The sequence below is a fragment of the Streptomyces sp. NPDC098101 genome (assembly GCF_044760185.1).
Classification (GTDB): Bacteria; Actinomycetota; Actinomycetes; order Streptomycetales; family Streptomycetaceae; genus Streptomyces.
Map to the genome: position 1 here is coordinate 97,246 of NZ_JBIWAS010000009.1, position 25,927 is coordinate 123,172.

Annotated in this window: 29 protein-coding genes and 1 riboswitch; of the genes, 3 read left to right on the forward strand and 26 right to left on the reverse strand. The window is 72.4% G+C overall.

Annotation, left to right across the window (positions count from 1 at the left end; translation table 11 throughout):
• Positions 1–18 precede the first annotated feature (18 nt).
• Entirely contained in the window at positions 19–744 is a 726-nt protein-coding gene (locus ACIQVI_RS30720) for an ABC transporter ATP-binding protein (RefSeq protein WP_403601813.1), read from the forward strand.
• Positions 726–1,883: a hypothetical protein gene (locus ACIQVI_RS30725; protein WP_403601816.1), complete on the forward strand. Its 1,158-nt coding sequence runs from the start codon at positions 726–728 to the stop codon at positions 1,881–1,883. Before ACIQVI_RS30720 ends, ACIQVI_RS30725 begins: the two co-directional genes overlap by 19 nt.
• Before the next feature lie 53 nt (positions 1,884–1,936).
• Here the strand turns inward: ACIQVI_RS30725 and ACIQVI_RS30730 are convergent, their stop codons facing one another.
• The 10 genes from ACIQVI_RS30730 to rpsB form a co-directional block, all read right to left on the reverse strand.
• Positions 1,937–2,584, reverse strand: a complete 648-nt coding sequence (locus ACIQVI_RS30730; RefSeq protein ID WP_351970009.1) for a dihydrofolate reductase family protein — start codon at positions 2,582–2,584, stop codon at positions 1,937–1,939.
• A 103-nt stretch (positions 2,585–2,687) separates the two neighbouring features.
• Positions 2,688–3,716: an ABC transporter ATP-binding protein gene (locus ACIQVI_RS30735; protein WP_403601819.1), complete on the reverse strand. Its 1,029-nt coding sequence runs from the start codon at positions 3,714–3,716 to the stop codon at positions 2,688–2,690.
• Positions 3,716–5,329: an ABC transporter permease gene (locus ACIQVI_RS30740; protein ID WP_403601822.1), complete on the reverse strand. Its 1,614-nt coding sequence runs from the start codon at positions 5,327–5,329 to the stop codon at positions 3,716–3,718. Before ACIQVI_RS30740 ends, ACIQVI_RS30735 begins: the two co-directional genes overlap by 1 nt.
• 53 nt (positions 5,330–5,382) lie before the next feature.
• Positions 5,383–6,477, reverse strand: coding sequence for a thiamine ABC transporter substrate binding subunit (locus tag ACIQVI_RS30745; RefSeq protein WP_403601825.1), 1,095 nt, complete (start codon positions 6,475–6,477; stop codon positions 5,383–5,385).
• Between the two features lie 83 nt (positions 6,478–6,560).
• Positions 6,561–6,671, reverse strand: a riboswitch (TPP riboswitch).
• Positions 6,672–6,700: 29 nt separating this feature from the next.
• Positions 6,701–7,807, reverse strand: coding sequence for a 23S rRNA (adenine(2503)-C(2))-methyltransferase RlmN (gene rlmN / locus ACIQVI_RS30750; RefSeq protein WP_125661713.1), 1,107 nt, complete (start codon positions 7,805–7,807; stop codon positions 6,701–6,703).
• Positions 7,808–8,007: 200 nt separating this feature from the next.
• Positions 8,008–9,111: a phosphatidate cytidylyltransferase gene (locus ACIQVI_RS30755; RefSeq protein WP_351970005.1), complete on the reverse strand. Its 1,104-nt coding sequence runs from the start codon at positions 9,109–9,111 to the stop codon at positions 8,008–8,010.
• Positions 9,111–9,668, reverse strand: a complete 558-nt coding sequence (gene frr, locus ACIQVI_RS30760; RefSeq protein ID WP_053646719.1) for a ribosome recycling factor — start codon at positions 9,666–9,668, stop codon at positions 9,111–9,113. Before frr ends, ACIQVI_RS30755 begins: the two co-directional genes overlap by 1 nt.
• A gap of 93 nt (positions 9,669–9,761) precedes the next feature.
• Entirely contained in the window at positions 9,762–10,526 is a 765-nt protein-coding gene (gene pyrH, locus ACIQVI_RS30765; protein ID WP_030217948.1) for a UMP kinase, read from the reverse strand.
• Between the two features lie 163 nt (positions 10,527–10,689).
• Positions 10,690–11,526: a translation elongation factor Ts gene (gene tsf / locus ACIQVI_RS30770; protein WP_351970004.1), complete on the reverse strand. Its 837-nt coding sequence runs from the start codon at positions 11,524–11,526 to the stop codon at positions 10,690–10,692.
• Between the two features lie 108 nt (positions 11,527–11,634).
• A complete protein-coding gene (rpsB, locus tag ACIQVI_RS30775) occupies positions 11,635–12,546 on the reverse strand; it encodes a 30S ribosomal protein S2 (RefSeq protein WP_351970003.1) in 912 nt (303 codons plus the stop codon).
• 253 nt (positions 12,547–12,799) lie between these two features.
• Between rpsB and ACIQVI_RS30780 the strand changes: the two genes are divergently transcribed.
• On the forward strand, positions 12,800–13,261 hold the full coding sequence (locus tag ACIQVI_RS30780) for a murein hydrolase activator EnvC family protein (protein WP_403601831.1): 462 nt from the start codon (positions 12,800–12,802) through the stop codon (positions 13,259–13,261).
• A gap of 36 nt (positions 13,262–13,297) precedes the next feature.
• Here ACIQVI_RS30780 and ACIQVI_RS30785 read toward each other — a convergent pair whose 3' ends face one another.
• From ACIQVI_RS30785 to rpsP, 16 genes are all read right to left on the reverse strand, one after another.
• Entirely contained in the window at positions 13,298–13,864 is a 567-nt protein-coding gene (locus ACIQVI_RS30785) for a TetR/AcrR family transcriptional regulator (RefSeq protein WP_403601944.1), read from the reverse strand.
• A gap of 53 nt (positions 13,865–13,917) precedes the next feature.
• On the reverse strand, positions 13,918–14,754 hold the full coding sequence (gene whiG / locus ACIQVI_RS30790) for an RNA polymerase sigma factor WhiG (RefSeq protein ID WP_351970001.1): 837 nt from the start codon (positions 14,752–14,754) through the stop codon (positions 13,918–13,920).
• A 239-nt stretch (positions 14,755–14,993) separates the two neighbouring features.
• Entirely contained in the window at positions 14,994–16,259 is a 1,266-nt protein-coding gene (gene dprA, locus ACIQVI_RS30795; protein WP_403601835.1) for a DNA-processing protein DprA, read from the reverse strand.
• Complete coding sequence (locus tag ACIQVI_RS30800) at positions 16,256–17,869, reverse strand: YifB family Mg chelatase-like AAA ATPase (protein ID WP_403601838.1); 1,614 nt, start codon at positions 17,867–17,869, stop codon at positions 16,256–16,258. Before ACIQVI_RS30800 ends, dprA begins: the two co-directional genes overlap by 4 nt.
• Positions 17,869–18,252 carry a YraN family protein gene (locus ACIQVI_RS30805; protein ID WP_351969998.1) on the reverse strand — a complete coding sequence of 128 codons (384 nt, stop codon included), beginning with the start codon at positions 18,250–18,252 and terminating at the stop codon, positions 17,869–17,871. Before ACIQVI_RS30805 ends, ACIQVI_RS30800 begins: the two co-directional genes overlap by 1 nt.
• Before the next feature lie 143 nt (positions 18,253–18,395).
• Positions 18,396–18,704, reverse strand: a complete 309-nt coding sequence (locus ACIQVI_RS30810) for a DUF2469 domain-containing protein (protein WP_351969997.1) — start codon at positions 18,702–18,704, stop codon at positions 18,396–18,398.
• A gap of 55 nt (positions 18,705–18,759) precedes the next feature.
• Positions 18,760–19,245, reverse strand: a complete 486-nt coding sequence (locus ACIQVI_RS30815; RefSeq protein WP_121832360.1) for an NUDIX hydrolase — start codon at positions 19,243–19,245, stop codon at positions 18,760–18,762.
• 152 nt (positions 19,246–19,397) lie between these two features.
• Positions 19,398–20,162 carry a signal peptidase I gene (gene lepB, locus ACIQVI_RS30820; protein ID WP_351969996.1) on the reverse strand — a complete coding sequence of 255 codons (765 nt, stop codon included), beginning with the start codon at positions 20,160–20,162 and terminating at the stop codon, positions 19,398–19,400.
• 53 nt (positions 20,163–20,215) lie between these two features.
• On the reverse strand, positions 20,216–21,136 hold the full coding sequence (gene lepB / locus ACIQVI_RS30825; RefSeq protein WP_351970010.1) for a signal peptidase I: 921 nt from the start codon (positions 21,134–21,136) through the stop codon (positions 20,216–20,218).
• Complete coding sequence (gene lepB, locus ACIQVI_RS30830) at positions 21,072–22,088, reverse strand: signal peptidase I (protein WP_403601843.1); 1,017 nt, start codon at positions 22,086–22,088, stop codon at positions 21,072–21,074. The genes lepB (ACIQVI_RS30825) and lepB (ACIQVI_RS30830) overlap by 65 nt, the downstream gene beginning before the upstream one ends.
• Entirely contained in the window at positions 22,081–22,992 is a 912-nt protein-coding gene (lepB, locus tag ACIQVI_RS30835; protein WP_403601846.1) for a signal peptidase I, read from the reverse strand. Before lepB (ACIQVI_RS30835) ends, lepB (ACIQVI_RS30830) begins: the two co-directional genes overlap by 8 nt.
• 69 nt (positions 22,993–23,061) lie before the next feature.
• Positions 23,062–23,412 carry a 50S ribosomal protein L19 gene (rplS, locus tag ACIQVI_RS30840; protein ID WP_030223083.1) on the reverse strand — a complete coding sequence of 117 codons (351 nt, stop codon included), beginning with the start codon at positions 23,410–23,412 and terminating at the stop codon, positions 23,062–23,064.
• A 128-nt stretch (positions 23,413–23,540) separates the two neighbouring features.
• Entirely contained in the window at positions 23,541–24,362 is an 822-nt protein-coding gene (gene trmD, locus ACIQVI_RS30845; RefSeq protein WP_403601850.1) for a tRNA (guanosine(37)-N1)-methyltransferase TrmD, read from the reverse strand.
• Entirely contained in the window at positions 24,359–24,991 is a 633-nt protein-coding gene (gene rimM, locus ACIQVI_RS30850; RefSeq protein WP_403601853.1) for a ribosome maturation factor RimM, read from the reverse strand. Before rimM ends, trmD begins: the two co-directional genes overlap by 4 nt.
• 107 nt (positions 24,992–25,098) lie before the next feature.
• Positions 25,099–25,338: an RNA-binding protein gene (locus ACIQVI_RS30855; RefSeq protein WP_004944869.1), complete on the reverse strand. Its 240-nt coding sequence runs from the start codon at positions 25,336–25,338 to the stop codon at positions 25,099–25,101.
• 2 nt (positions 25,339–25,340) lie between these two features.
• The gene (gene rpsP / locus ACIQVI_RS30860) at positions 25,341–25,784 is read right to left on the reverse strand and encodes a 30S ribosomal protein S16 (RefSeq protein ID WP_015036470.1); all 444 of its coding nucleotides are present in this window, start codon (positions 25,782–25,784) and stop codon (positions 25,341–25,343) included.
• Between the last annotated feature and the right edge of the window lie 143 nt (positions 25,785–25,927).

A 25,927-nucleotide genomic window follows, 5' to 3' on the forward strand; every position in this document is an offset into this window, starting at 1 on the left:
CCGACAGAGGTGTACGCGATGGCCCCACCGGACAACGACGTGCTCTGGGCGCGTTCCCTGCACTGCACCCTGGGCGGCGCGGAGGCCCTCAGCGGCGTCTCCCTCGGCGTCCGCGAGGGCGAGATCCTCGCCCTGACCGGCCCCCGGGGCAGCGGCAAGACCACCCTCCTGCGCTGTCTCTCCGGCCAGCTCGTCCCCCAGAAGGGCGAGGTCTGGTTCAACAGCGGCCCCGTGCACACCCTGGGCCCCGCCCAGCGCGAACGGCTCCGCCGCGAGCGCTTCGGCTGGATCGGCCCCGAGTCCGGGCTCGTCCCCGAACTCACCGGCTGGGAGAACACCGCCCTGCCGCTGCTGCTGCGCGGGGTCCCCCGCCGCGCCGCGAAGACCGCCGCCCTGGAATGGCTGGACCGGCTCGACACCGGGGCGTGCGCCCGCAAGCGCCCGGGCGCCCTCACCCGGTCCCAGCGCCAGCGGATCTCGATCGCCCGCGCCCTCGTCACCACTCCCCCGGTGCTCTTCGCCGACGAGCCCACCGCCGCCCTGCACCGCGCCGACGGCTCCCAGGTGCTGCGCACCCTGACGGCCGCCGCCCGCTCGCACGGCATCACCGTGGTCCTCGCCACCCACGACGAGGAGGTCGCGGCGCTCGCCGACCGCGCGGTCGCGCTCCTCGACGGGCGCCGGGCCGGTGCCGTACCCCCGACCGGGGCGGAGGGCGTCGCCGCGTGCTCGCTCTCCGTCTGACCCGGGGCACCCACCCCCTCGTCCTGACGCGCCGGCTGCTCGTCGCCGCCGCGTCCGCCGGGGTGGGCTTCCTCCTCCTCTGCACCCTCGGCCACGCCCTCGGGCACCCGGAACAGTCCTCCGCCTCGACGCTCCGGCTCCTCTGGTGCGTCCTGCCGCTCGCCGCCACCGTCCAGTTCGCGGTCGCGGTGGCCCGCACCGACCCCAGCACCCGGCCGCGCCCCGGGCTCTCCGCGATCGGCCTCGGACCGGCCCGGCTCGCCCTGCTCGCCGCCGCCTCGACGGCCGTCACCTGCGCGCTCGGCTCCGCGATCGCGCTCCTGCTCTACCTGCACCTGCGCGGCGACCTCACCGGACTGCCCTTCGACGGGGCGGCCGCCGGACTGCTCGCCGCCGACCGGCCGGTGCCGCTCGCGGCCGTCCTCACCCTGCTCGCGCTCGTCCCCGTCACCGCCGCCGCGGCGGCGGCCCTGGCCCTGCGCCCGCGCACCGCGCCGCCCGCGGAGGACTCCGAAGGCGTGGACGAGACCATGCCGTCCGGCCTTCCGTGGGGCGTCGCCCTGGTCGCGATCGGCCTCGCGGTGGAGTCGTACGCGGGCCGGGGCGGCGGCGGGGACGGCCTCCCGCTGCCGGGCCGCTTCGACGGCAGCCCGGCGGCCGTCCTGGCCGGCTGGGTCCTCACCGCGATCGGCCTCGCCATGGCGGGCCCCGGCCTCGTCCACGGCTGCGGCCGCCTCCTCCAGGCGGTCCGCCCGGGCGCCGTCCGGCTGCTCGCGGGCCGCGTCCTGACGGCGGAGGCCCGCCGCATCGGCCGGCCGCTCGGCGTGGTCTGCGCGGTGCTCTCCGGCATGATCGCGGCGACCACGCTGTACGCCTCGGACACCGGCTCCGGCGCCTTCGGGCCGCTCACCGGCCTGGGCGCCACCCTGATCCTGGCCTGCACCTGCGCCACGCTCCTGACCGCGGCCCTGGAGTCCCGGCAGAGCCGCGCCCCGGTCACCGGGGCCCTCCTCCTCGCCGGCGCCCCGCCCGCGACCCTCCGCGCGGCCGCCCTCCTGCGCACGGGCGCCCTGCTCGCCCTCTTCCTCCCCCTGACCTGGCTGGTGGCGGCCCTGGCGGCGCTGCCCCTCAAGGGCTGACGGAACCCCGGTCCGGCTCCGCCGCGCGGCGGAGCCGGACCGGGTTCCCGCGCTCACCTCCGCCAGAACAGGTGGTGCGTGACCGTGCCGCCCGGGCTGGGCACGACGTCGCGGTGGTAGCGGTCGAGGAGTTCGTCGGGCGACTCCCAGAGCCGCGATCCGCCGCCGAGCGCCACCGGCGAGACGGCGACGTGCAGGGTGTCGACCAGACCGGCGTCGAGGAAGGCGCGGACGGTGGCGGCCCCGCCGCCGAGCCGCACGTCCTTGCCGTCCGCCGCCTCCCGGGCCGTCGCGAGGGCGGTAGCCGGGTCGGCGTCGAGGAAGTGGAACGTGGTGTCGCCGAGCGCGAACGAGGGGCGCGGGTGGTGGGTCAGGACGAAGACCGGGGTGTGGAACGGCGGCTCGTCGCCCCACCAGCCGCGCCACTCGTGGTCCCGCCAGGGACCGCGCTGGGGCCCGAACTTGTTGCGGCCCATGATCTCGGCGCCGATGTTCCGCCCGTAGTCCCGCGTCAGGTAGTCGTCGAGGCCCCGGCTGCCGCCGGGCGCGGTGCGCCGGGGCCAACTCGCCGTGGCACCGGCCCAGGCGAACATCGCCTCCGGATCCGCGTGCCCGAAGGGCCGTTCGAGGGTCTGGCCCTCCCCGGCGCCGTACCCGTCGGACGAGACGTTGAAGTTCTGGACTCTGAGCAGCTGGGCCATGGTGTTCCTCCCGTGCGGAACCTGCGGGACGTGCGGGCGGCGAAGACGCCGTACGTACGGGAGACTCCCCCGGCGGGCGGAACTCATCGGCCCCGCCCCTGCCCTACGGCGTGTCGTCGCCCAGCACCACCACGTCCTCCGTCCGGAAGGCGACGCCCGTCCCCGCGCCCTCCTCCGGCGCGTCCCGCAACGGGAGCTCGGCCTCCAGGGGCGGGCCGTCGGCCGGGCGGAGCCGTACGACGACGTGGCTGCCCCGGAAGGTCCGGGACTCCACCGTCCAGGCCGGCGCGTCCCCGGCGGGAACCGGCCGCACTCCGCCGGGGCGGACGAGGAGCCGCCGCTCGCCCTGCGGGGAGCCCTCCGGCACCGGCACCTTCCCCCAGACGGTCTCCGCGACCGTCCCGGTGACCCGGGCGGCCACCACGTTGTCGAAGCCGAGGAAGCGGGCGACGAACTCGGAGGCCGGGCGGCCCCACACCTCGACGGGCGTCCCCGACTGGGCGATCCGGCCGTCCCGCATGACCACGACCCGGTCGGCGAGCGCGAAGGCCTCGCCCTGGTCGTGGGTGACCGCGAGGACCGTCGTCCCGAGCCGCCCGAAGAGCTGCCGCAGCTCCACCACGAGCCGCTCCCGCAGGCCCCGGTCGAGCTGGCCGAGCGGCTCGTCGAGCATGAGGAGCCGGGGCCGGGGCGCGAGCGCCCGGGCCAGCGCCACCCGCTGCTGCTCGCCGCCGGAGAGCGCGGCGACGGACCGCCGCCCGGCGCCCGGAAGGCCGACGAGGTCGAGCAGCTCCCGCACCCGCTCCGTCCGCTCGGCCCTCCCGTCCCCCCGCATCCGCAGCCCGAAGGAGACGTTCCCCGCGACGTCCCGCTGCGGGAACAGCTGGTGGTCCTGGAACATCAGGCCGACGCCCCGCCGGTGCGTCGGCACCCCGGCCTGGTCGGCCCCATCGAGGAGCACCCGGCCGGCGTCGAGCGCCTGGAGGCCCGCGACGGCCCGCAGCAGCGTGGACTTGCCGCTGCCGCTGGGGCCGAGCACGCACACGGTCTCGTGGTCGGCGACCTCCAGGTCCACGGCGTCGAGCACGGCCCGCGCCCCGAACCGTACGGTCGCCCCGTCGAGTCTCAGCATCAGAACTCCCCGGAGGTCCGGTCGGTGCGGAGCCGTTCGAGCAGCAGCAGGGACACCGCGCACACCACCATCAGAATCGTCGAGAGGGCCATCGCCTGGCTGTAGTTGAGCTCGCCGGGCCGGCCGAGCAGCCGGGCCACCGCGACCGGCAGCGTCGGGCTGTCGGGCCGGGCGATGAACACGGTCGCGCCGAACTCGCCGAGCGAGACCGCGAACGCGAACCCGGCCGCGATCAGCAGCGCCCGCCGCACCAGCGGCAGGTCCACCTCCCGCCAGGCCCGCCACGGCGAGGCGCCGAGCACGGCCGCCGCCTCCCGCAGCCGCTCGTCGACCGCGCGCAGCACCGGCAGCATCGTCCGGACGACGAAGGGCACGCCGACGAGGGCCTGCGCGAGCGGGACGAGGATCCAGCTGGCCCGCAGGTCGAGCGGCGGCTCGTCGAGCGTGATGAGGAAGCCGAAGCCGACGGTGACGGCGGAGACCCCGAGCGGCAGCATCAGGAGCGCGTCGAAGCCCCGGACGAGCCGTCCGGCCCGCCGGGTGAGCGCCGCCGCCGCGAGCCCGCCGATCACGACGGCGATGGCGGTGGCGGCCAGCGCGTACCGCAGCGAGTTGCCGATCGCCTCCAGGGGCGGCACCAGGAAGGTCCCGCTCTCGTCGAGCGAGCCGAGCGCCCGGTAGTAGCCGAGCCCGTACCCCCCGGGACCGGCGAACGAGCGCTCCACGAGCACGCCCAGCGGCAGCAGGATCAGCAGCGCCACCGAGGCGAGGACGCCGCCGAGCAGCGCCCACTGCCCGGCGCCGCGCGGCCGGCGCGCGGTCCGCTCCGGCGGCACGAGCCGCAGCGCGGTCTCCCGCCGCCGTACCGTCCACGCGTGCAGGGCGAGGATCGCGCCGACCGCGACGAACTGCACGAGGGTGAGGACGGCGGCCGTCCGCAGGTCGAGCAGCCGGGCGGTCTGCCGGTAGATCTCCGCCTCCAGGGTCGTGTACGCGTCCCCGCCGAGGATCTGCACGACGCCGAAGGAGGTGAAGGTGAAGAGGAAGACCATCAGGGCCGCCGCCGACACCGCCGGGACGAGCGCGGGCAGCGTCACCGTCCGCCAGGCCGTGAAGCGGGAGGCGCCGAGGACCCGGGCGGCCTCCTCCTGGCGCGGGTCGAGCTGCGCCCAGAGGCCGCCGACGGTCCGGACGACGACCGCGTAGTTGAAGAAGACGTGGGCGAGGAGGATCGCCCACACGCTGGTGTCGAGCCGCAGCCCCCACAGCTCGTCGGTGAGCCCGTTCCGGCCGACCAGGGCCAGGAACGCGGTGCCGACCAGGACGGTGGGCAGCACGAACGGCACCGTGACCACGGCCCGCAGGACGCTCTTGCCGGGGAAGTCGAAGCGGGCGAAGACGTACGCGCCGGGCAGGGCGACGAGCAGCGTGAGGCCGGTGGAGGCGAGCGCCTGCCAGACGGTGAAGCCGAGCACGTCGAGGATGTCCGGACGGCCCAGCGTCTCGCCGATCCCGCCGAACCGCCAGCTGCCGTCGGGCCGCAGCCCCCGGTCCACGATGGACACGACGGGCCAGGCGAAGAACACCGCGAAGAACGCGACGGGCAGGGCCATGAGCCCCAGCCGCGCCGCGTTCCCCCGCGGGTCGCGCCCCGCTTCGGCGCGCCTTACTTCAGGACGAGCGACGACCACTGCTGGATCCACGCGTCGCGCTTCTCGGCGATCTTCCCGGGCTCCATCGTCTCCGGCTTCTCCACGACCACGCCGTGCTTCGTGAACAGCTCCGGCAGCACCGCGTCCTTCGCCACCGGGTTGACGAACATCTGGAGCGGCATGTCCTCCTGGAACTTCTTGGAGATCAGGAAGTCGATCAGCGCCTTGCCGCCCTCGGGGTTCTTCGCGCCGTTCAGCAGGCCGGCGAACTCCGTCTGCCGGAAGCAGGTCCCCGTGGACACCCCGGTCGGGGCGACCTTCGGCTGCGGCTCGCCGTACAGCACCTCGACCGGCGGGCTGGAGGCGTACGACACGACCAGCGGCCGGTCGCCCTTGGCCTGCTTGCCGCCGGCCGAGCCGGAGAACTCCTGGTTGTAGGCGAGCTCCCAGCTGTCGACGGTCTTCACGCCGTTCGCCTTGAGCTTCTTCCAGTAGTCCTGCCAGCCGTCGTCGCCGTACTTCGCGGCGGTGCCGAGGAGGAAGCCGAGGCCCGGGGAGGACCGCTCCGGGTTCTCGACCACCAGCAGGTCCTTGTACGCGGGCTTCGCCAGGTCGTCGAAGGTCACCGGCGGCGCCAGCTTCTTGTCCGTGAAGTACTTCTTGTCGTAGTTGACGCAGATGTCGCCGGAGTCGATCGGGGTGACCCGGTGCTCCTTGTCCAGGTGGTACTCCGCCGGAATCCGGTCGAGCCCCTTCGCCTGGTACCCGACGAAGATCCCGTTGTCGAGGGCGCGGGACAGCAGGGTGTTGTCGACGCCGAAGAAGACGTCGCCCTGCGGGGAGCCCTTGGTCAGGATCTCCTTGTTGACGGCCTCGCCCGCGTCGCCGGCCTTGAGGACCTTGACGGTGAAGCCGGTCTGCTTCGTGAACTCGGCCAGGACCTCCTTGGAGGCGTTGAACGAGTCGTGGCTCACGAGGGTCACGGTCTTCGGCGCGGGCGCGCCGGTCTTGCCGGCGTCCTCGCCGGCACCGTCGGTGCCGCAGGCGGCGAGGGCGGTGACGCCGAGCGCCGCGAGGACCGCGACGGCGGCCTGCTTCTTGATGCTCACTGAAGTTTTCCTCCTGGGTGGGACCAGGAAGAGACGCGGCCCCGCCCACGACCGGCGGACCGGACGCGGGCAGGGCGCAACAGCTCGAGTTACGACCGAACTTCCTACCCAGAATGACCTGGGCGAGGTTCAGAGGGTCTGCGGTCTGACGGACACCGCACTCTCAGCGCTGTGGCGCTCCCCTGTCGGAATATGGAGATGTGTTCGAGCTCAGAGTACAAGCTCAGCGCTCGGCGGCGGCCAGCTGTCCACAGGCACCGTCGATCTCCTGACCTCGGGTGTCCCGCACGGTCACCGGCACGCCGTGCCGCGCGATGGCCTCCACGAAGGCCTTCTCGTCCTCCGGGCGGGACGCCGTCCACTTCGAACCGGGCGTCGGGTTCAGCGGGATCAGGTTGACGTGCACCCGCTTGCCCTTGAGCAGCCGGCCGAGGAGGTCGCCGCGCCAGGCCTGGTCGTTGATGTCCCGGATGAGGGCGTACTCGATGGAGATCCGGCGGCCGGACTTCTCCGCGTACTCCCAGGCCGCGTCGAGGACCTCCCGGACCTTCCAGCGCGTGTTGACGGGCACGAGGGTGTCGCGCAGCTCGTCGTCGGGGGCGTGCAGCGAGACCGCGAGGCGGCACTTGAAGCCCTCGTCGGCGAAGCGGAGCATCGCGGGCACGAGTCCGACGGTGGAGACGGTGATGCCGCGCTGGGACAGGCCCAGGCCGTCCGGCTCGGGGTCGGTGAGACGGCGGATGGCGCCGACGACCCGCTTGTAGTTGGCGAGCGGCTCGCCCATGCCCATGAAGACGATGTTCGAAAGCCGCGCCGGGCCGCCGGGGACCTCGCCGTCGCGCAGGGCCCTCATGCCGTCCACGATCTGGTGCACGATCTCGGCGGTCGACAGGTTCCGGTCGAGGCCGGCCTGCCCGGTCGCGCAGAACGGGCAGTTCATCCCGCAGCCTGCCTGCGAGGAGATGCACATGGTCACCCGGTCCGGGTAGCGCATGAGCACCGACTCGACGAGCGTGCCGTCGTGCAGCCGCCACAGGGTCTTGCGGGTGGTGTCGTCGTCGCACGAGATGTGCCGCACCACGGACATCAGGTCGGGCAGCAGCTCCCCGGCCAGCTTCTCCCGCGAGGCGGCCGGGATGTCGGTCCACTCGGCGGGGTCGTGCGCGTACCGCGCGAAGTAGTGCGTGGACAGCTGCTTGGCGCGGAAGGGCTTCTCGCCGATCGCGGCGACGGCCTCCTTCCGCTCGGCGGGCGTGAGGTCGGCCAGGTGCCGCGGCGGCTTCTTGGCTCCGCGGGGGGCGACGAAAGTGAGTTCTCCGGGCTTGGGCATGGTGCTACCAGTGTCGCAGAGATACGAAGAGGGACCCGCCGCCCTGTGGACAACGGGTCCCTCCTCCGAAGAACCGCAGGTCAGCCGGTTCCGACGAACAACGCCAGCAGCAACCACACCACCGGCGCCGTCGGCAGGAGCGAGTCCAAGCGGTCCATGCTGTGTCGACGTGCGGCTCCGCCGCCTGGCGCCGTGACCGGTCAGCCGGTTCCGACGAACAACGCCAGCAGCAGCCACACCACCGGCGCCGTCGGCAGCAACGAGTCCAAGCGGTCCATGATGCCGCCGTGACCGGGCAGCAGCGTGCCCATGTCCTTGATGCCCAGGTCCCGCTTGATCATCGACTCGCCGAGGTCGCCGAGCGTCGCGCTCGCCGCCACCGCGAGACCGAGGATCAGGCCCTGCCACCAGATCCCGTCGTCGATCATGAACTGCATACACAGCGCGCCCGCCGCCATCGCGAACGTCACCGCGCCGACCAGGCCCTCGCGGGTCTTGCCGGGGCTGATCCTCGGCGCCAGCTTGTGCTTGCCGAAGCGCCAGCCGATCGCGTACGCCCCGGTGTCGCTGACCACCGTCAGGATCAGGAAGGTGAGCACCCGCTCCGGACCGTCGTCCGCGGTCAGCAGCAGCGCCACGAACGTCGCCAGGAACGGCACGTAGAACGCGGCGAACACGCCCGCCGTGACGTCCTTCAGATAGCCCTCGGGCGGCTCCGTCATCCGCCACACCAGGACCGCGAGCGCCGTCAGGGCCATCGCGACCCAGGCGCCCTCGGCACCGCGCACGTACCCGGCGACGACCATCGCCGCGCCGCCGACCGCGAGCGGCACCAGCGGCGCCTTGATCTGCTTGCGCTCCTGGAGCCGGGACGTCAGCTCCCACAGCCCGACGACCACGGCGATCGCGATCACCCCGACGAACGCCGGCGCCCAGATGTACAGCGAGGCGATGATGACGGCGCCGAGGCCGACCCCGACCCCTATGGCCGCGCCCAGGTTCCGCCCCGCGCTCTTCTTCTGCCGTGGCGCCGGCGGCGCGGGCGGCGGAGGCGGGGTGGGGCTGGGCATGGGCTCCTGCGGGTGCTCGTGCGGCGTCTCGTCACGGAACAGGGGACCGCTCGGGTGAGCGGCCCCCCGGCCGTGACCGTCCTGGAATCCGCCGGTGGGAACGTCGGGCACGATGGGCATGGGCCGAGTCTGCGCCGCCCGGTGCCGATCGTGTGCGGGACCCGCCGGGGCGGGACCCTGGTGGGGTCCCCCGCGGCCGGAACCGGCCGGGGCATCCCAGGAAGAGTCGTTCATCAGACCTCGAGCAGCTCGGCTTCCTTGTGCTTGAGCAGCTCGTCCACCTGCGTGACGTACTTCGCGGTGGTGTCGTCGAGCTCCTTCTCCGCGCGGCGGCCCTCGTCCTCGCCGACCTCGCCGTCCTTGACGAGCTTGTCGATGGACTCCTTGGCCTTGCGGCGCACCGAGCGGATCGAGATCTTCGAGTCCTCGGCCTTGCCCTTGGCGACCTTGATGTACTCGCGGCGGCGCTCCTCGGTCAGCTCGGGGAACACCACCCGGATGATGTTGCCGTCGTTGCTCGGGTTGACGCCGAGGTCCGAGTCACGGATCGCCTGCTCGATGTTGCGCAGCGCGCTCTTGTCGAACGGGGTCACCACGGCCATCCGCGGCTCCGGGACGGAGAAGGAGGCCAGCTGGTTGATGGGGGTGATGGCGCCGTAGTAGTCCGCCACGATCTTGTTGAACATCGCCGGGTGCGCACGGCCGGTGCGGATCGCGGCGAAGTCCTCCTTGGCGACCACGACGGCCTTCTCCATCTTCTCCTCGGCCTCGAGGAGGGTCTCTTCGATCACCACTTGCTCCTGCGTGTCGTCGCGTTGTGTCCTGCACGGTGTACGACCGGCAGGGCTCTGTCCATCCCCTGGCGGGGCGGTTCCCGGTTCGGGTCAGGCCCGGGTGCCCTGGTCGCTCACGAGCGTGCCGATCTTCTCACCCTTCACCGCGCGCGCGATATTGCCCTCGGCGAGCAGTTCGAAGACGAGGATCGGGAGGTTGTTGTCCCGGCACAGGGTGACGGCGGTGGCGTCGGCGACCTTGAGGTCGCGGGCGATCACCTCGCCGTACTCGAGCGCGTCGAACTTGACCGCGTCGGGGTTGCGCTTCGGGTCGGAGTCGTACACGCCGTCGACGCCGTTCTTGCCCATGAGCAGGGCCTCGGCGTCGATCTCCAGGGCGCGCTGGGCGGCGGTGGTGTCCGTGGAGAAGTACGGCATTCCCATGCCCGCGCCGAAGATGACCACACGGCCCTTCTCCAGGTGGCGCACGGCGCGCAGCGGGATGTACGGCTCGGCGACCTGGCCCATGGTGATGGCGGTCTGCACGCGGGAGTCGATGCCCTCCTTCTCCAGGAAGTCCTGGAGGGCGAGGCAGTTCATCACGGTGCCGAGCATTCCCATGTAGTCGGAACGGGCCCGGTCCATGCCGCGCTGCTGGAGCTCGGCGCCGCGGAAGAAGTTGCCTCCGCCGATCACGATGGCGATCTCCGCGCCGTCGCGGACGACGGCCGCGATCTCACGCGCGATGGCGTGCACGACATCGGGGTCGACGCCGAGGCCGGTGCCGCCGGAGAAGGCTTCTCCGGACAGCTTCAGCATGTAGCGGCCGGCCTTTTTGCCGTTGTTGTCGTCGCCCTGTACGGCGCCCTGGTTCATGGAGCTCTCCTCGTGCACATACGAAGGAGGCCATTGCCTTGGGTCCTCGCGGTATCCCGTGCGGCAATGGCCTCCTCGTCAGATCTGCGGTCGTCCTGCGCGGGCGCGGACGACTGCTTCAGACCCTACCGGGGTCCGGTGTCCGTCGCGTTCGCGACCGGACTCAGATGCCGACCTTGATGCGGGTGAAGCGCTTCAGGGTGACACCGGCCTCGTTCAGGACCTGCTGGACGGACTTCTTGTTGTCCAGGGCGTACGGCTGGCCGAGCAGCGTGGCGTCCTTGAAGAAGCCGTTGACGCGACCCTCGACGATCTTGGCGATCGCGGCCTCGGGCTTGCCCTCGGCGCGGGTGGTCTCCTCGGCGATGCGGCGCTCGGACTCGACGACCTCGGCCGGGACGTCCTCACGGGTGAGGTACTTCGGCGCGAAGGCGGCGATGTGCTGGGCGACGCCCTTGGCGACGGCGGCGTCGGCCTTGTCGAACTCGACGAGGACACCGATCTGCGGCGGCAGGTCGGGCATCGTGCGGTGCATGTACGCGTAGACGGAGCCGTCGGCGTACTGCGCGAAGCGGTCGAGGACGATCTTCTCGCCGAGGTTGGCGTTGGCCTCGTCCACGAAGGCCTGCACGGTCTTGCCGGGCTCGATCTCGGAGGCGAGGAGGGCCTCGATGTCGGCCGGGGCGGTCGCGGCCACGTGGGCGGCGAGCGCGTTGGCGACGGCGAGGAACTTGTCGCCCTTGGCGACGAAGTCCGTCTCGCACTTCAGCTCGACGAGGACGCCGGAGGTGTTGTCGTCGGCGATGAGGGAGACCACGGCGCCGTTCTCGGCGGAGCGGCCCTCACGCTTGGCGACACCCTTCTGGCCCTTGATGCGCAGGGCCTCGACGGCCTTGTCAACGTCGCCGTCGGCCTCGTCCAGGGCCTTCTTGCAGTCCATCATGCCGGCGCCGGTGAGCTCGCGGAGCTTCTTGACGTCAGCGGCGGTGTAGTTCGCCATGAGTCTGTTTCTCTCTCGAAGTCTGAAAGATCGGGCGGGTCCACGGGTGGACGGCGGGGGCTTCGTGGGCCCCCGCCGTCGTCACCCGAAGGTCCTGTTCCTGAAGGGTCAGGCCTGCTCGGCGGCCTCGGCGGCGGCCGGAGCCTCGGCGGCCTCGGCGTCCGCGACCTTCTCGGTCTCGGCGGAGGTCTGGACCTCGGCGGCCTCGGCGGCGGCCGGGGCCTCGGTCTCGTCGGCCTTCTTCTCGCCCTCGAGCAGGTCGCGCTCCCACTCGGCGAGCGGCTCGCCCTGGGCCTTCTCGCCCGGCTTCGAGTCGCCGGTCGCGGCGCCGGAGCGGGCGATGAGGCCCTCGGCGACGGCGTCGGCGATCACGCGGGTGAGCAGGGTGACGGAGCGGATCGCGTCGTCGTTGCCCGGGATCTTGTAGTCGACCTCGTCGGGGTCGCAGTTGGTGTCGAGGATCGCGACGACCGGGATGTGGAGCTTGCGCGCCTCACCGACGGCGATGTGCTCCTTCTTGGTGTCGACGATCCAGACGGCGCTCGGCACCTTCTGCATCTCGCGGATACCACCGAGGGTCTTCTCCAGCTTGGCCTTCTCGCGGGAGAGGACCAGGAGCTCCTTCTTGGTGAGACCCGAGGCGGCGACGTCCTCGAAGTCGATCTGCTCGAGCTCCTTGAGGCGCTGCAGACGCTTGTAGACGGTGGAGAAGTTGGTGAGCATTCCACCGAGCCACCGCTGGTTGACGTACGGCATCCCGACGCGCGTCGCCTGCTCGGCGATGGCCTCCTGGGCCTGCTTCTTCGTGCCGACGAACATGATGGAGCCGCCGTGCGCGACGGTCTCCTTGACGAACTCGTAGGCGCGGTCGATGTACGACAGCGACTGGAGCAGGTCGATGATGTAGATGCCGTTGCGCTCGGTGAAGATGAAGCGCTTCATCTTCGGGTTCCAGCGACGGGTCTGGTGACCGAAGTGGACGCCGCTCTCCAGCAGCTCCCGCATCGTGACGACGGCCATGGCCGTATCTCCTTGGGTTTCTCGGTTGTGTTCCTGACGCCCCGGCGCGCCATGCCCACGAGGGACCGAAAGGCGCTGCCACCGTCTGAGGACTGTGGCGGGGCGTGCGAAGTCGACCCGGTGACCCGAGTCGCCATAGGAAGTGTACGGGACCCGGGGGGCGGCGGGTGACGGCGCTGTCCACAACCGGTGAGCAGTCCACAGAAACCGCCCGCGACTCCCGTGAACCGGACGGCCGGGAGAGCCTCCCCCCATGCACTTCACAGCGTACTTCACGACCCTGCTCCTGACCCTCGGCTCCTTCTGGCCGGTGGGTCCGCCCCCGCCCGGGATCGTCCGCGGCTGGCAGCCGCCGCCGGGCCCGTACGCGGCGGGCCACCGCGGCGTCGACCTCGCCGCACCGCCGGATGCCCCGGTCGTGGCCCCCGCCGCGGGCACGGTCACCTTCGCGGGCCCGGTCGGCGGCCGGGGCGTCCTGACCCTGACCCTTCCGGGCACGGGCGCTCCCCCGCTGCGCACGACCTTCTCCCCGGTGACCCCCCTGGTCCCGGCCGGCACCACCGTCCCGGCGGGCACCCCGATCGCCCGGGTCGCCCCCGGCACCCACTGCCCGGAGACCTGCCTCCACTGGGGCCTCCGCAGAGGCGACCAGTACCTGAACCCCTTGCTCCTGCTGAGAAGGGGCCCGTCACGGCTGCTGCCGCTGGGCCCCTGAGGAGGGCGGGTAAGCCCCCGGAGTTCCTTCGGGCGCTCAGGCCGGGGAGCCGTTGACGCCGTGGAGGGCCATCGTGACCGCCGCCTCGGTGATCTCCGCAGGGTCCTCGGCCGCGCCGAGTTCGAGGCGGCGGACGGCGGCGTCGACGACGCCCTGGAGGAGCATGGCCGCCAGGCGGGGCTGGGGCTGGCCCAGGGCGGCGAGCGCTTCGACGACCATGGAGACGAGGCCGCCGTGGGCGGCGCGGATCTTCTCGCGGGCGCCGTCGTCCAGCTCGCCGGCGGAGATGGCGACGACCGCGCGGTGGCGCCGGTCCCCGACCAGTTCCAGCTGCTTGCGGACGTACGCCTCGACCTTGTCCTGGGGCGTCCCGGCGTCGGCCATGGCCAGCTCGACCTCGGCGGCCCAGACCGGGAAGTCGACGGCGCACAGTTCCTCGACGACGGCGGCGCGCGATCGGAAGTACTCGTAGACCGACGAGCGGGCAAGGCCCGTGCGCTCGGCGAGTGCGGGGAAGGTCAGCGCCTCCGTCCCGCCCTCGGACAGCAGGGAACGCGCGGCGTCCAGCAGGGCGCCGCGCTGCATCGTCCGGTGCTCGGCCACGGAGGCCGCTCGAATCCTGGGCACGGCTCCACTGTACGACCGGACCGCGGCGCTCAGCGTCCGACGTCGGCCAGCTTGGCCCGGAGCTGAAGCACGGATTTGGTGTGGATCTGGCTGACCCGGCTTTCGGTGACGCCGAGGACGTGGCCGATCTCGGCGAGCGTGAGGCCCTCGTAGTAGTAGAGGGTGACGACCGTCTTCTCCCGTTCCGGGAGCGTGTTGATGGCGCGGGCGAGCAGGCGGCGCAGCTCGCGGTCCTCGGCGACCTCGACGGGGTTGTCGGCGGCCGTGTCCTCCAGGGTGTCCATCAGAGAGAGCCGGTCCCCGCCCTCGCCGCCGACGTGCAGCAGCTCCTCCAGGGCGACCACGTTGGCCAGGGACAACTGGCTGAAAACCGAGTGCAGTTCCTCCAGCGTGATGTCCATCTCCGCGGCGACCTCGCTCTCGGAGGGGGTGCGGCGGAGCTGGGCCTCCAGGGTGGCGTAGGCGCGTTCGACGTTGCGCGCCTTCTGCCGGACGGAGCGCGGGATCCAGTCGAGGGCGCGGAGCTCGTCGATCATGGCGCCGCGGATGCGGGTGATGGCGTACGTCTCGAACTTGATGGCGCGCTCGACGTCGAACTTCTCGATGGCGTCGATGAGGCCGAAGACTCCGGAGGAGACGAAGTCGGCCTGTTCCACGTTGGACGGCAGCCCGACGCTGACCCGTCCCGCGACGTACTTGACGAGGGGCGAATAGTGCAGGATCAGCTGCTCCCGCAGCCGCTCGTCGCCCGTGTCCTTGTACGAGCGCCACAGCTCGTCGAGGGAGGTCGGTGCGGGTGGTCGCACGGTGCCCCGGGCTGCTGGGGGCACCGCAGCGCGGTCAGACCCGGAGGTGTGCTGGGGCATTCGTTGCCTTGAGCCGTTCTGCTGTCGGGTGTGTCGGTGTGGGTGTCCTGGAGGGAATCCCGGTGAGCGTAGCGTGAGTGCGCCGTCGCGGTGAGCGAACAACGGTGGATCGCGCCGCTCCGGGTGGACACCGTCGGCCACATCTTCGAACCGGGGCCGTGGCGCGGGTCGGCCCCTCGGGCGCGGCCGAGAGAACTCGATTGTTCATCGTCATCACCTTTTCACCCGAATGCTCCGGGTCAAGTACCGCCTCGCCGCGCGTTCGACGCTTGTGTGGCGGTGTTCGTCAACCGCCAGCCCTCCCCGTGCCGTTCGACGAAGCCGAGGGAGTGGAGTTCGTACAGCTTGGCGAGGGTCTCGTCGGGGTGGGTCCCGGCCCGGCGGGCGATGGCGGTGGTGGGGGTGGGCCCGCGGGCGGGTACGGCTTCCAGGACGTGGGCCGTGGCGGGGGCGAGGAGGTCGCGGGGCAGGACGGGCCCCCGGCGCTCCGGGGCGAGCTGGCCCATGTCCCCGACAAGTTCGACGATCTCCTCGGCGTCGGTGACGAGGGTGGCGTCGCCCCTCAGGATCTCGTGGACGCCGGCGGAGAGCGCGCTGGTGGCCGGCCCGGGGACGCCCATGGTGTGGCGGCCGAGCCGGGTGGCGGCGCGGGCGGTGGAGAGGGAGCCGCTGCGGTGCCGCGCCTCGACGACGACGGTTCCCCGGGTGAGGGCGGCGATGACGCGGTTGCGGAGGATGAAGCGGCTGGGGGTCGGGTGGCTTCCGGGCGGCAGCTCCCCGACGACGAGGCCTTGTTCGGTAACGCGCCGGATGAGCCGGTCGTGGCCCCGGGGGTACGGGACGTCGACGCCGCAGGCGAGCACGGCGATGGTGGCGCCGTCGGCGGCGAGGGCTCCCCGGTGGGCGGCACCGTCGATGCCGTAGGCGGCTCCGGAGACGACGACCCAGCCCTTTCTCGCGAGACCGGTGGCGAGGTCGGTGGCGAGGTGGGCGCCGTAGGGGGTGCAGGCGCGGGCGCCGACGAGGGCGACGGAGCGCAGGGCCCAGGTGCGCAGGTCGGCGGGGCCCCGGAGCCAGAGGCCGAGGGGGCGGGCGTCTCCGAGGTCGTCGAGCTGCCGGGGCCATTCGGTGTCGCCGGGGATGAGGAAGCGGCCGCCGAGGGCGTGGACGGCGTCGAGGTCGCGGGCGGGTTCGGCGGCGGTGGCGCGCAACCGCCAGGAGGCGACGCGCTTACGGCCGGTACCGGGAAAGGGCTCTTCCCCGGGAGGGCCCGACGACCCCGGCGAACCCGGAGAGGCGGCGGAGGCGCTGTCGGGCCGAAGGAGCCGTTCGAGGAAGCCGACGGCCCCGTAGCGACGGATCCAGCGACCGGCGTGCTCGTCGCCGGGCTCGACGATGCGGGTGAGGGCGACACGGGCGAGCCGCTCGTCCGTGGAGGCCGTGGAAGCGGTAGGGGCGACAGAGGTGGCGGGGGTGACGGGAGTGGCGGGGTCGGTGGAGGTCATGCGCGGTCCCCCGTTCCGACCGGTACGCCTCGGGTGACGCCGGTGCGTAGTTCCAGGGCGAGGGCGACGTCCCGGCCGTCGGGCCGGTCGTGGCCCGCCAGGTCGGCGACGGTCCAGGCGACGCGCAGGACGCGGTCGAGGCCTCGGGCGGTGAGGAGTCCGCGTTCGATGTCGCGTTCGGCTTCGGCGAGGGCTCCGGGCGCGGTGTGGTAGCGGGTGCGGAGCTCGTGGCCGGGGATCTCGCTGTTGACCCTCCAGGGGGTGTCGGCGAGACGGGCGGCGGCCCGGTCGCGGGCCTCGCGGACGCGTGCGGCGACGGTGGCGGTGGCCTCTCCCCTGCCGCCCTGCCCGAGGAGGTCGGCGCGGGTGACGGGCTCGGCCTCGACGCGGAGGTCGACCCGGTCGAGCAGGGGCCCGGAGAGCCGCGCCTGGTAGCGGCGGACGAGCGACGGCGGGCATTCGCAGCCGGCGCCGTGCAGGGTGTGCCGTCCGCAGGGGCAGGGATTGGCGGCGAGGGCCAGGAGGAACCGGGCCGGGAGGCGGACGACGCCGGCGGCGCGGGCGATGACGACGTGCCCGGATTCGAGGGGCTGGCGGAGCGCGTCGAGCGCTTTGCCCGAGAATTCGGGGGCTTCGTCGAGGAAGAGGATCCCTCGGTGTGCGAGGGAGACCGCGCCGGGCCTGGGGAGTCCGTTTCCGCCGCCGACGAGGGACTGCATGGTGGCGGAGTGGTGGGGCGCGCAGTAGGGGGCGCGGCGGACGAGGGGTTCGCCGGGCGGGAGGATGCCGGCGACGGAGTGGACGGCGGTGACCTCCAGGGACTCCTGTCGGGTGAGGGGCGGGAGGATGCCGGGGAGGCGCTCGGCCAGCATGGTCTTCCCCGCTCCGGGCGGGCCGGAGAGCAGCAGGTGGTGGCTGCCGGCGGCGGCGACCTCCAGGGCGCGGCGGGCGTGGTGCTGGCCGGCGACGTCGGCGAGGTCGGGCCCTTCGGCGGGGTCGGCGGCCACTCCGGTGCCGATGCCGGCGCCGGGGACGAGGAGTCCGGCGAGCATGGCGTCGGGCCGCCCCTCCTCGGTGGGCTCCTCGTCGGGAACGGGTTCGTCGGTGAGGACGGCGATCAGCTGGCGGAGGCTGCGGATGCCGAGGACGGAGACTCCGGGGACGAGCGAGGCCTCGCCCGCGGTCTGCTCGGGGACGACGACCTGCCGGTATCCGGCGTCGGCGGCGGCGAGGACGGCGGGCAGGGTGCCGCGGACGGGGCGGACGCGTCCGTCGAGTCCGAGTTCGCCGATGAGGACGAGGTCGGCGATGGTGCGCGGGTCGATGCGCTCGGCGGCGCCGAGGACCGCCGCGGCGACGGCCAGGTCGAAGCCGCTGCCGCCCTTGGGGACGGATGCCGGGCTAAGGCCGACGGTGAGTTTCTTCTGGGGCCATTCGGCGCCGGAGTTGACGACGGCGGCGCGGACGCGGTCGCGGCTCTCGGTGAGGCTCTTGTCGGGGAGGCCGACGAGGGTGAAGGCGGCGACGCCGGGTTCGAGGTCGGCCTGGACCTCGACGACGACGCCCTCGACGCCGACGAGGGCCACGGAGCAGGTGCGGGCGAATCCCATCACGCCACCCCCTGGGCGTGGGTGAGGACGGGGGCGCCGCGACGGGGCAGGACGATGCCGACGAGGTCGATGCGGACGCCGCCCGCGGGGGCCGGGGCGCCGCTGCGGTCGAGCCAGCAGTCGGCGAGGCGGCGGAGCCGCTCGGCCTTGCGGGGCGTGACGGCGGCCATCGGGTGCTCGTAGGCCCCGTGGCGCCGGGTCTTGACCTCGCAAATGACGAGGGTGTCGCCGTCGCGGGCGACGATGTCGATCTCGCCGGTCCGGCCGCAGCGCCAGTTCCGGGCGAGGATGTGCATCCCGGTCGCGGTGAGCCGGCGGGTCGCCAGCTCTTCCCCGTACCGTCCGAGCGCGCGGGTGGCGCAGGTCTTGTCGGTCGTGTTCATACGAACCACCTCCGTCACCGACTGTGACGGGGTGGAGCGTTTCGTGTGCGGGGCTGTGGACGGCCGAGAGGGCTGTGGAGAACTCCCTCACTCGTGGGGGTGGCTCCCGGGGTGGTGTGCCTGCGGCGTCCCCGCCGTCGTCCTCAGCTGCCGGGGAGTTCGAGGTCGCTCTTGTTGAGCTCCTCGATGTTCACGTCCTTGAACGTGAGGACGCGGACCTGCTTGACGAACCTGGCCGGCCTGTACATGTCCCAGACCCAGGCATCGGCCATGCCGACCTCGAAGAAGACCTCGCCCTGCACCGAGTGCACCTGCATCTCGTAGTCGTTGGTGAGGTAGAAACGCCGCTCGGTCTCGATCACGTATTTGAACAGCCCGACGACGTCGCGGTACTCCCGGTAGAGCTTCAGCTCCATCTCGGTCTCGTACTTCTCGAGGTCCTCGGCGCTCATGGCATGTTCCCCTTCAGCCGTGCGTCCCCCCATTGTGCGCCAGCCGTACGCGCCCCTAGACGATTTCCGGGGCGAGGGCGACCGGTGCAGGAGGAGGTCCCTCGTCGAGCAGCGTGCGCAGCAGCTCGGCGAGCCTGGTCGGGTACACCGTCTCACGGGCGGCCGACAGTTCGGCGGAGGTCCACCATCTCAGGCCCGAGAGGCTGCGGGTCTCCAGCTCCGTGAGGGCCCGCGGCCCGGGCTCGGCCCCGGTCCGGCGGGTGCGGGCGAGGTAGTACCACTCGTCCTGGTCCCAGCGGCGTCCGTCGAAGGGGAAGGAGCAGCTCCGGGTCCACAGGACGGGTCCGAGGTCGGCGTCGGTGATGCCGGTCTCCTCCGCGAGCTCGCGCAGCGCCGCCGCCTCCCGGGTCTCGTCGCCCTCCAGGCCTCCGCCGGGGGTGAACCACCAGGTGAGGCCGGGATCGTCGGGCTCGTGGCCGTGCAGCAGCAGGACCCGGTCGTCGGGGTCGAGCAGGACGACCCGCGCGACCTTCCGCACCACGCGCCCCGCGCCCGAACCCGTATCTCGTACCGACTCCGCGTCCGTACCCCGTACCGGCTCCGCGCCCGAGCCCGTATCTCGTACCGACTCCGAGCCCGTACCCCGCACCCGCTCCCCGTCCGGCCCCGCGTCCGCGCCCCGTACCCGCTCCGTCACGCCCCTGCCCTCTCCCGCGTCCCGGTCCGCCGGCCGTTCGGTCGTCGGGTCAGGAGCCGCGTCACCGGCCCGTACGCGGCCCCCGCGAAGACCAGTATGCCGCCGGCCGCGATCACCGTGAGGAGGGTCGTGAACGGCCCCGGCCGCGAGAGGCCGCCCGGCAGGTCGGCGAAGCCCGTCGGCCGGTCGAGGAGGCCCTTGGCGGGCCAGACGACGGCGTCGACCCTGGCGACGACCGTGGAGCGGGGCACGGAGCCCTGGCCGGCCTCTTCCAGATGGGTGCGGGAGTCGAGCGAGGTGTGCCGGTCGTCGCCGAGGAGGAAGAGGCTGTCCTCGGGGACGGTCACGGAGAACTCCTTGTCGGAGGCGACCTTCCGGCCGTCCATCCCCGGCCCGAGGTACGGCTCGTCGACGGCCTTGCCGTCGACGGTGAGCCGTCCCTCCCCGTCGCAGCAGGCGACGGTGTCGCCGCCGACGGCCACGACCCGCTTGACCATGGGCGAGGAGCCCCAGAGGGGGTCGTTGAAGACGACGACGTCGCCGCGCTTCACCTCGTCCCCGTCGACGCGCTCGGCGAGCACCCGGGAGTTGACGTCGAGGGTGGGGGTCATGGAGTCGGTGGGGACGGTGTACGGCCGGTAGAGCAGGGCGCCCCACACGAACCCGCCGAGGAAGAGCGCACAGCCGACGGCCACGGCCAGCCCCGACAGCACGCTGCCGAGGCGGCCGTGGCCGTCCTTGCTCCGTATGGTTCCGCTCATGTGCACCCCAGAGGTCTGTCGACGGTCCGGGACGGCACACTACCCGCGGGTCGTTACCCGGCGGTATGCCGCGCGAGCTGCTTCTTCCGGCGCCACAGCACCAGCGGAAGCGCTCCGGCGAGGCTCGCCGCGCCGAGCGGGGCGGCGGCCACCGCCTTGTTGAGCGCGGGGTCGTCGAAGATGCCCGGCACCGGGAGCGTGGCCCAGCGGGTGACCGGCCAGGCGACGACGACGGCGCGGCCCACGACCAGGTCGTTGGCGACGGTGCCGCCGCCGGGGAGCTCCTGGTGGAAGCGGGAGTCCAGGGAGTTCTGCCGGTTGTCGCCCATGACCCAGATGCGGCCCTCGGGGACCTTGATCGGGCCGAAGGAGTCCTGGCAGGGCACGGAGCCGGGGTAGAGGTACGCGGTCTCGTCCAGCTGCACGCCGTTGAGGACGACCTTGCCGCCCTCCTTGCAGGAGACGGTGTCGCCGCCGACCGCGATGACGCGCTTGATGAGGTCCTTCTCCTCGGCGGACGGCATGAGGCCGATGAAGCTGAGGAACTTCTGCACCACGTTCGGCTTGGGCGTCTCCGCCGTCTCCAGCCAGCCGCCCGGGTCGTGGAAGACGACGACCTCGCCGCGCTCGGGCTCGGAGCCGAACCACGGGGTCAGCTTGTCGACGAGGACCCGGTCGCCCTTCTTGAGGGTGTTCATCATCGATTCCGAGGGGATCGAGAACGCCTGCACCAGGAAGGTCTTGATCAGCAGGGCGAGCACCAGCGCGATGCCGACGAGGAGGGGCAGCTCCTTCCAGAAGGACCGCTGCTTCTTGGGGGCCCTGCCGGTCCCGCCCGTCCCGTCGTCGTGCGGCGTCCCGCCGCCGTGCGACCCCTCGTCACCCGTCACGTTGCCACCCGTCACGTCGTCAGCCCCGGCCTCGTCGGCCCTCTTCTCGGGCCCATCGTGTCCGGATCGTGCGCCGACGGCCAAATCCCCCACATCCACTCCTCAGTCCGTGCGAACGCCCGTCCCCGAACAGGGACAGGCCCACCACTCCCATAACGAGCAGAAGTTCCGCAGGGGTCGGGAGCCCGGGCAATCCGTTCAGATTCCGCTGGGACACACTATGCGACGCACCGGGCGCGGCACCGGAACCGGCACTGCCGTCCGGCACTCCGGCGAAGGTCCCCCGCTCCTCCAGCGTCCGCCAGTGGCCGACGGGCCAGACGATCACCACGGCGCGCCCCACGACCTGGTCCTCCGCGATGGTGCCGTGGTCCTTCTCGTCCAAGTGGAAACGGGAGTCGGCCGAGTCGGAGCGGTGGTCGCCGAGGACGAAGATCCGGCCCTCGGGGACCTTCACCTCGAAGGGGATGGTGGACGGCGCGTTCCCCGGATGCAGGTACGGCTCGTCCAGCGGTACGCCGTTGACGGTGAGCCGCCCGTCCTCGCCGCAGCAGCGGACGGTGTCGCCGCCGACGGCCACGACCCGCTTGATGAGGTCCTGCTCGTCGGCCGAGGGCAGGAGTCCGATGAAGGTCAGGGCCTGCTTGGCCTGCTTGATGCCGACGGGGTCGTCGGCGGGCGGCACGGGGTCCTGGTGGAGCCAGTTGCCGGGGTCCTTGAAGACGACGACGTCGCCGCGCTGCGGGCGGGAGCCGAACCAGGGGGTGAGCTTGTCGACGAGCACCCGGTCCTGGATCTGGATCGTCCGCTCCATGGAGCCGGAGGGGATGACGAACGCCTGGACGAGGAAGGTCTTGAGGACGAGGGCGATGAGCACGGCGACCGTGACCAGGATCGGGATCTCCCGGATCGCGGAGCGCCGGCGGCGCCGCTTGACCTTGCGGGCGAGCTTGCGGCGTTCGGCCCGTCCGGGCAGTACGGCGCCCTGCTCGGGTGCGTGGGCGGCCCCGCCGGCCGGCCGGCCCCGGCTACCCACGGGGCCCCGCCCCGCCGCCGGTCCCGCCGTCCCCTGATCCCGCCGTTCCGCCGCCCCCGGGTCCCGTTCCGCCGCCGGCCCCCGGTCCCGTCGGGTGTCCGCCGGCCGGTGGCGCCGGTACGGCGTCGAAGGCGTCCGTGTCCGCCACGCCGCTCCAGCGGCCGAAGGGCCAGACGATCCAGTCGGCGCGGCCCACGACCCTGTCGACGGGGACCATGCCGCCGCCGGGGCTGCCCAGGTGGTCGCGGGAGTCGCTGGACTGGCTGCGGTGGTCGCCCATGACCCAGAGCCTGTCCGCGGGGACGACGATGTCGAAGGGGACGCCGGAGGGCGGATCACCGGGCATCAGGTACCGCTCCACGACGGTGACGCCGTTGACGGTGAGCCGGCCGTCCTTGTCGCAGCAGACGACCCGGTCGCCGCCGGTACCGACGACCCGCTTCACGAAGTCGGTCTCTGCGGGCTCCGCGAGCCCGAGGGCGGCGGCCCCGTCGCGCAGCAGACCGGTGACGGGGTCGCCCCCGGCCTCCTCGCGCACGAAGGACCCCGTGCCGTCGAAGACGACGACGTCACCGCGGCGCGGCTCGTCCCCGAAGCGGTACGCCAGTTTGTTCACCAGGATCCGGTCGCCGACCCGGAGCGTCGGTTCCATGGAGCGGCTGGGGATCAGGAACGGCTGGGCCACGAAGTGGCTCAGGAGCAGCAGGAAGGCCACACAGGCGGCGCCCAGGAGGGCCGTGCGCCGCCAGGAGGGCGCGCCCTCGGAGGAGCCGGAAACCACGGCGGAGTCCTCGGAGTCCCCGGAAACGCGCGCGGAGCGCGGCCCTTCCTCCGTACCGGAATCCCCGTCGGGGTCCGTGTCGGAAGAGGGGCCGCGCTCCGTGTGCTGTGCTTCGGTGTCCATCGCCGGGCAAGCCTATCCGGCCTGTCTGTGAGGGAAACCGGAAGCGCGGTGCGTGCCGGGAGCCGGGGCTCAGCGGTCGCGCTTCTCCTTGATCTTGGCGGCCTTGCCGCGCAGCTCGCGGAGGTAGTAGAGCTTGGCGCGACGGACGTCACCGCGGGTCACGAGCTCGATCTTCTCGAAGATCGGGCTGTTGACCGGGAAGGTGCGCTCGACGCCGACGGAGAACGAGACCTTGCGGACCGTGAAGGTCTCGCTGACGCCCGAGCCCTGGCGGCGGATGACGACGCCCTTGAACTGCTGGATGCGGGAGCGGTTGCCCTCGATGACGCGGACGTGCACGTTGACGGTGTCGCCCGGGCGGAAGGCGGGGAGGTCGGAGCGGAGCGAAGCCGCGTTGACCTGGTCGAGCAGGGAGGCCATGGAGGTCTCTTTCCTCGCTGATGCCACAGGTCATCAGCGGTACGTTCGAAATGGTTTCAAGGACCGTCCGCTCCTGGCGGCGTCGTTCCCCCTGTGGCAGGGGCGCGCGCCGGACGGACGGCAGCGGCCTATTCTTCCACGCCCTCGACCCTGCGCCAAAATCGGCCGCCGGGCTCGGGGGCCCACCCCATCATCGAGAGGATCTCCCGGTCCTTCTTGTCGAAGGCGGCCGGGTCGCAGCGCTCGATGAGGTCGGGCCGGTGGGCGGCGGTGCGGCGGAAGGCCTCGTCGCGCCGCCAGCGGGAGATCTTCCCGTGGTGGCCGCTGAGGAGGACGTCGGGGATGCCCCGGCCGCGCCACTCGGGGGGCTTGGTGTAGACGGGGCCCTCCAGGAGGTTGGCCATGGCCCCGGGGGCGAAGGAGTCGTCCCGGTGGGACTCGGCGTTGCCCAGGACGCCGGGCAGGAGGCGGGCGACGGCCTCGGTGACGACGAGGACGGCGGCCTCGCCGCCGGCCAGGACGTAGTCGCCGATGGAGACCTCGTAGACCGGCATCCGGGTCGCGTACTCGTCCACGACCCGGCGGTCGATGCCCTCGTAGCGGGCCGGGGTGAAGATCAGCCAGGGCCGCTCGGAGAGTTCGACGGCCAGCTCCTGGGTGAAGGGGCGGCCGCTGGGGGTGGGGACGACGAGGACGGGGCCGTGGGCGCCGGACTCGTAGCCGTCGGCGAGCGTCTGGTCGAGCGCGTCGCCCCAGGGTCCGGTCTTCATGACCATGCCGGGGCCGCCGCCGTACGGGGTGTCGTCGACCGTGTTGTGCCGGTCGTACGTCCACGCGCGCAGGTCGTGGACGTGGACGTCGAGCTGTCCGCGCGCGCGTGCCTTGCCGACGAGGGAGACGTTCAGCGGTTCGAGGTACTCGGGGAAGATCGTGACGACGTCGAGCCTCACGCGTCCCCCTCACGGGACTCGTCGCCGGACTCCTCGGCGGACCCGTCGCCGGACTCCTCGGCCGACCCGTCCTCGCCGGACCCGCCCTCGGTCTCCTCGCGGGAGGAGGCGATCTCGGCGCGGTCGTCGATGAGGCCGGGCGGCGGGTCGATCACGGCCCGCTGCTCCTCCAGGTCGATCTCGGTGACGATCTCCCCGACGAAGGGGATCATCAGCTCGGTGCCGTCGGGGCGTTCGACGATGAAGAGGTCCTGGGACGGCAGGTGGGAGATCTCGGTGATCCGCCCGATCTCGGTGCCGTCGGCGAGGACGACGTCGAGGTCGATCAGCTGGTGGTCGTAGTACTCGTCCTCCTCCTCGGGCATCTCCGTGGGGTCGACCTCGGCGATGAGGAGGGTGTTGCGCAGCGCCTCGGCGCCGGTGCGGTCGCGGACGCCCTCGAAGCGCAGCAACAGGCGGCCGCTGTGGACGCGGCCGGTCTCGATGGTCAGCGGCCCGGTGGAGGCCGGGTCGGTGAGCAGGACGGCGCCGGGGCCGAGCCTGAGCTCGGGCTCGTCCGTGCGCACCTCGACGGTGACCTCGCCCTTGATGCCGTGGGCGCGCCCGATCCGCGCGACTACCAACTGCACTGCTTCATCTCTCCTGTCACACGGCTCGTACGACAACGGGCCGGGGCGGGCTCGTAAGCCCTCCCCGGCCCGTGCCGGCACAACTCAAGGTGATGCTGCCGAACTTCTCAGCGGACCTGGTCCACGTCGACGAGGTCGACCCGGATCCCGCGGCCGCCGATGGCCCCCACGACGGTGCGCAGCGCACGCGCGGTGCGGCCGTTGCGGCCGATCACCTTGCCGAGGTCGTCGGGGTGGACCCGGACCTCCAGCACGCGGCCCCGGCGCAGGGTGCGCGAGGCGACCTGCACCTCGTCGGGGTTGTCGACGATGCCCTTCACGAGGTGCTCGAGAGCCTCCTCGAGCATGATCAGGCCTCGGTCGACTCGGTGGACGCGGCCTCGGCCTCGTCCGCCTTCTTGTCGGCCTTCTTGGCCTTCGGGGTGATGGCCTCACCCTTGTCGTCGCCGCCCTCGAGGGTCTTCGCGAACTCGTCGAACGAGGCGCGCTTCGCCTCCTTGGTGGCGGGGACGAGCAGCGCCTTCTCGGGGGCCGGGAGGCCCTTGTGCTTCTGCCAGTCGCCGGTGAGCTTCAGGATGGCGAGGACCGGCTCGGTCGGCTGGGCGCCGACGGACAGCCAGTACTGCGCGCGCTCGGAGTCGACCTCGATACGCGACGGGTTGTACGTCGGGTGGTAGAGGCCGATCTCCTCGATCGCACGACCGTCGCGGCGGGTGCGCGAGTCGGCGACGACGATGCGGTAGTGCGGCTGGCGGATCTTACCGAGGCGCTTGAGCTTGATCTTGACTGCCACTGGAGTGGTGTCTCCTGGTCTATGACGTGGTTGGGCACTTGAGATGCCACGTGGGGTTGCGGTACTCGGATGCCCGATGGACGCGTCAGCCGGAGGAGAGAGGGGTCCTGTGCGACTGTCGAGTACAGCTAGCCATTGTGCCA

Coding starts and splice junctions, on each gene's coding strand:
- dprA (WP_403601835.1), bottom strand. CDS start 16,259: ATGACCTCCACCGACCCCGCCACTCCCGTCACCCCCGCCACCTCTGTC.
- rpsB (WP_351970003.1), bottom strand. CDS start 12,546: ATGGCCGTCGTCACGATGCGGGAGCTGCTGGAGAGCGGCGTCCACTTC.
- ACIQVI_RS30780 (WP_403601831.1), top strand. CDS start 12,800: ATGCACTTCACAGCGTACTTCACGACCCTGCTCCTGACCCTCGGCTCC.
- ACIQVI_RS30730 (WP_351970009.1), bottom strand. CDS start 2,584: ATGGCCCAGCTGCTCAGAGTCCAGAACTTCAACGTCTCGTCCGACGGG.
- tsf (WP_351970004.1), bottom strand. CDS start 11,526: ATGGCGAACTACACCGCCGCTGACGTCAAGAAGCTCCGCGAGCTCACC.
- ACIQVI_RS30805 (WP_351969998.1), bottom strand. CDS start 18,252: ATGAACACGACCGACAAGACCTGCGCCACCCGCGCGCTCGGACGGTAC.
- whiG (WP_351970001.1), bottom strand. CDS start 14,754: ATGCCCCAGCACACCTCCGGGTCTGACCGCGCTGCGGTGCCCCCAGCA.
- lepB (WP_351969996.1), bottom strand. CDS start 20,162: ATGAGCGGAACCATACGGAGCAAGGACGGCCACGGCCGCCTCGGCAGC.
- rlmN (WP_125661713.1), bottom strand. CDS start 7,807: ATGCCCAAGCCCGGAGAACTCACTTTCGTCGCCCCCCGCGGAGCCAAG.
- ACIQVI_RS30800 (WP_403601838.1), bottom strand. CDS start 17,869: ATGGGATTCGCCCGCACCTGCTCCGTGGCCCTCGTCGGCGTCGAGGGC.
- pyrH (WP_030217948.1), bottom strand. CDS start 10,526: ATGAACCAGGGCGCCGTACAGGGCGACGACAACAACGGCAAAAAGGCC.
- ACIQVI_RS30755 (WP_351970005.1), bottom strand. CDS start 9,111: ATGAACGACTCTTCCTGGGATGCCCCGGCCGGTTCCGGCCGCGGGGGA.
- ACIQVI_RS30720 (WP_403601813.1), top strand. CDS start 19: ATGGCCCCACCGGACAACGACGTGCTCTGGGCGCGTTCCCTGCACTGC.
- ACIQVI_RS30810 (WP_351969997.1), bottom strand. CDS start 18,704: ATGAGCGCCGAGGACCTCGAGAAGTACGAGACCGAGATGGAGCTGAAG.
- lepB (WP_403601846.1), bottom strand. CDS start 22,992: ATGGACACCGAAGCACAGCACACGGAGCGCGGCCCCTCTTCCGACACG.
- ACIQVI_RS30740 (WP_403601822.1), bottom strand. CDS start 5,329: ATGGCCCTGCCCGTCGCGTTCTTCGCGGTGTTCTTCGCCTGGCCCGTC.
- ACIQVI_RS30855 (WP_004944869.1), bottom strand. CDS start 25,338: ATGCTCGAGGAGGCTCTCGAGCACCTCGTGAAGGGCATCGTCGACAAC.
- ACIQVI_RS30735 (WP_403601819.1), bottom strand. CDS start 3,716: ATGCTGAGACTCGACGGGGCGACCGTACGGTTCGGGGCGCGGGCCGTG.
- rplS (WP_030223083.1), bottom strand. CDS start 23,412: ATGGCCTCCCTGCTCGACCAGGTCAACGCGGCTTCGCTCCGCTCCGAC.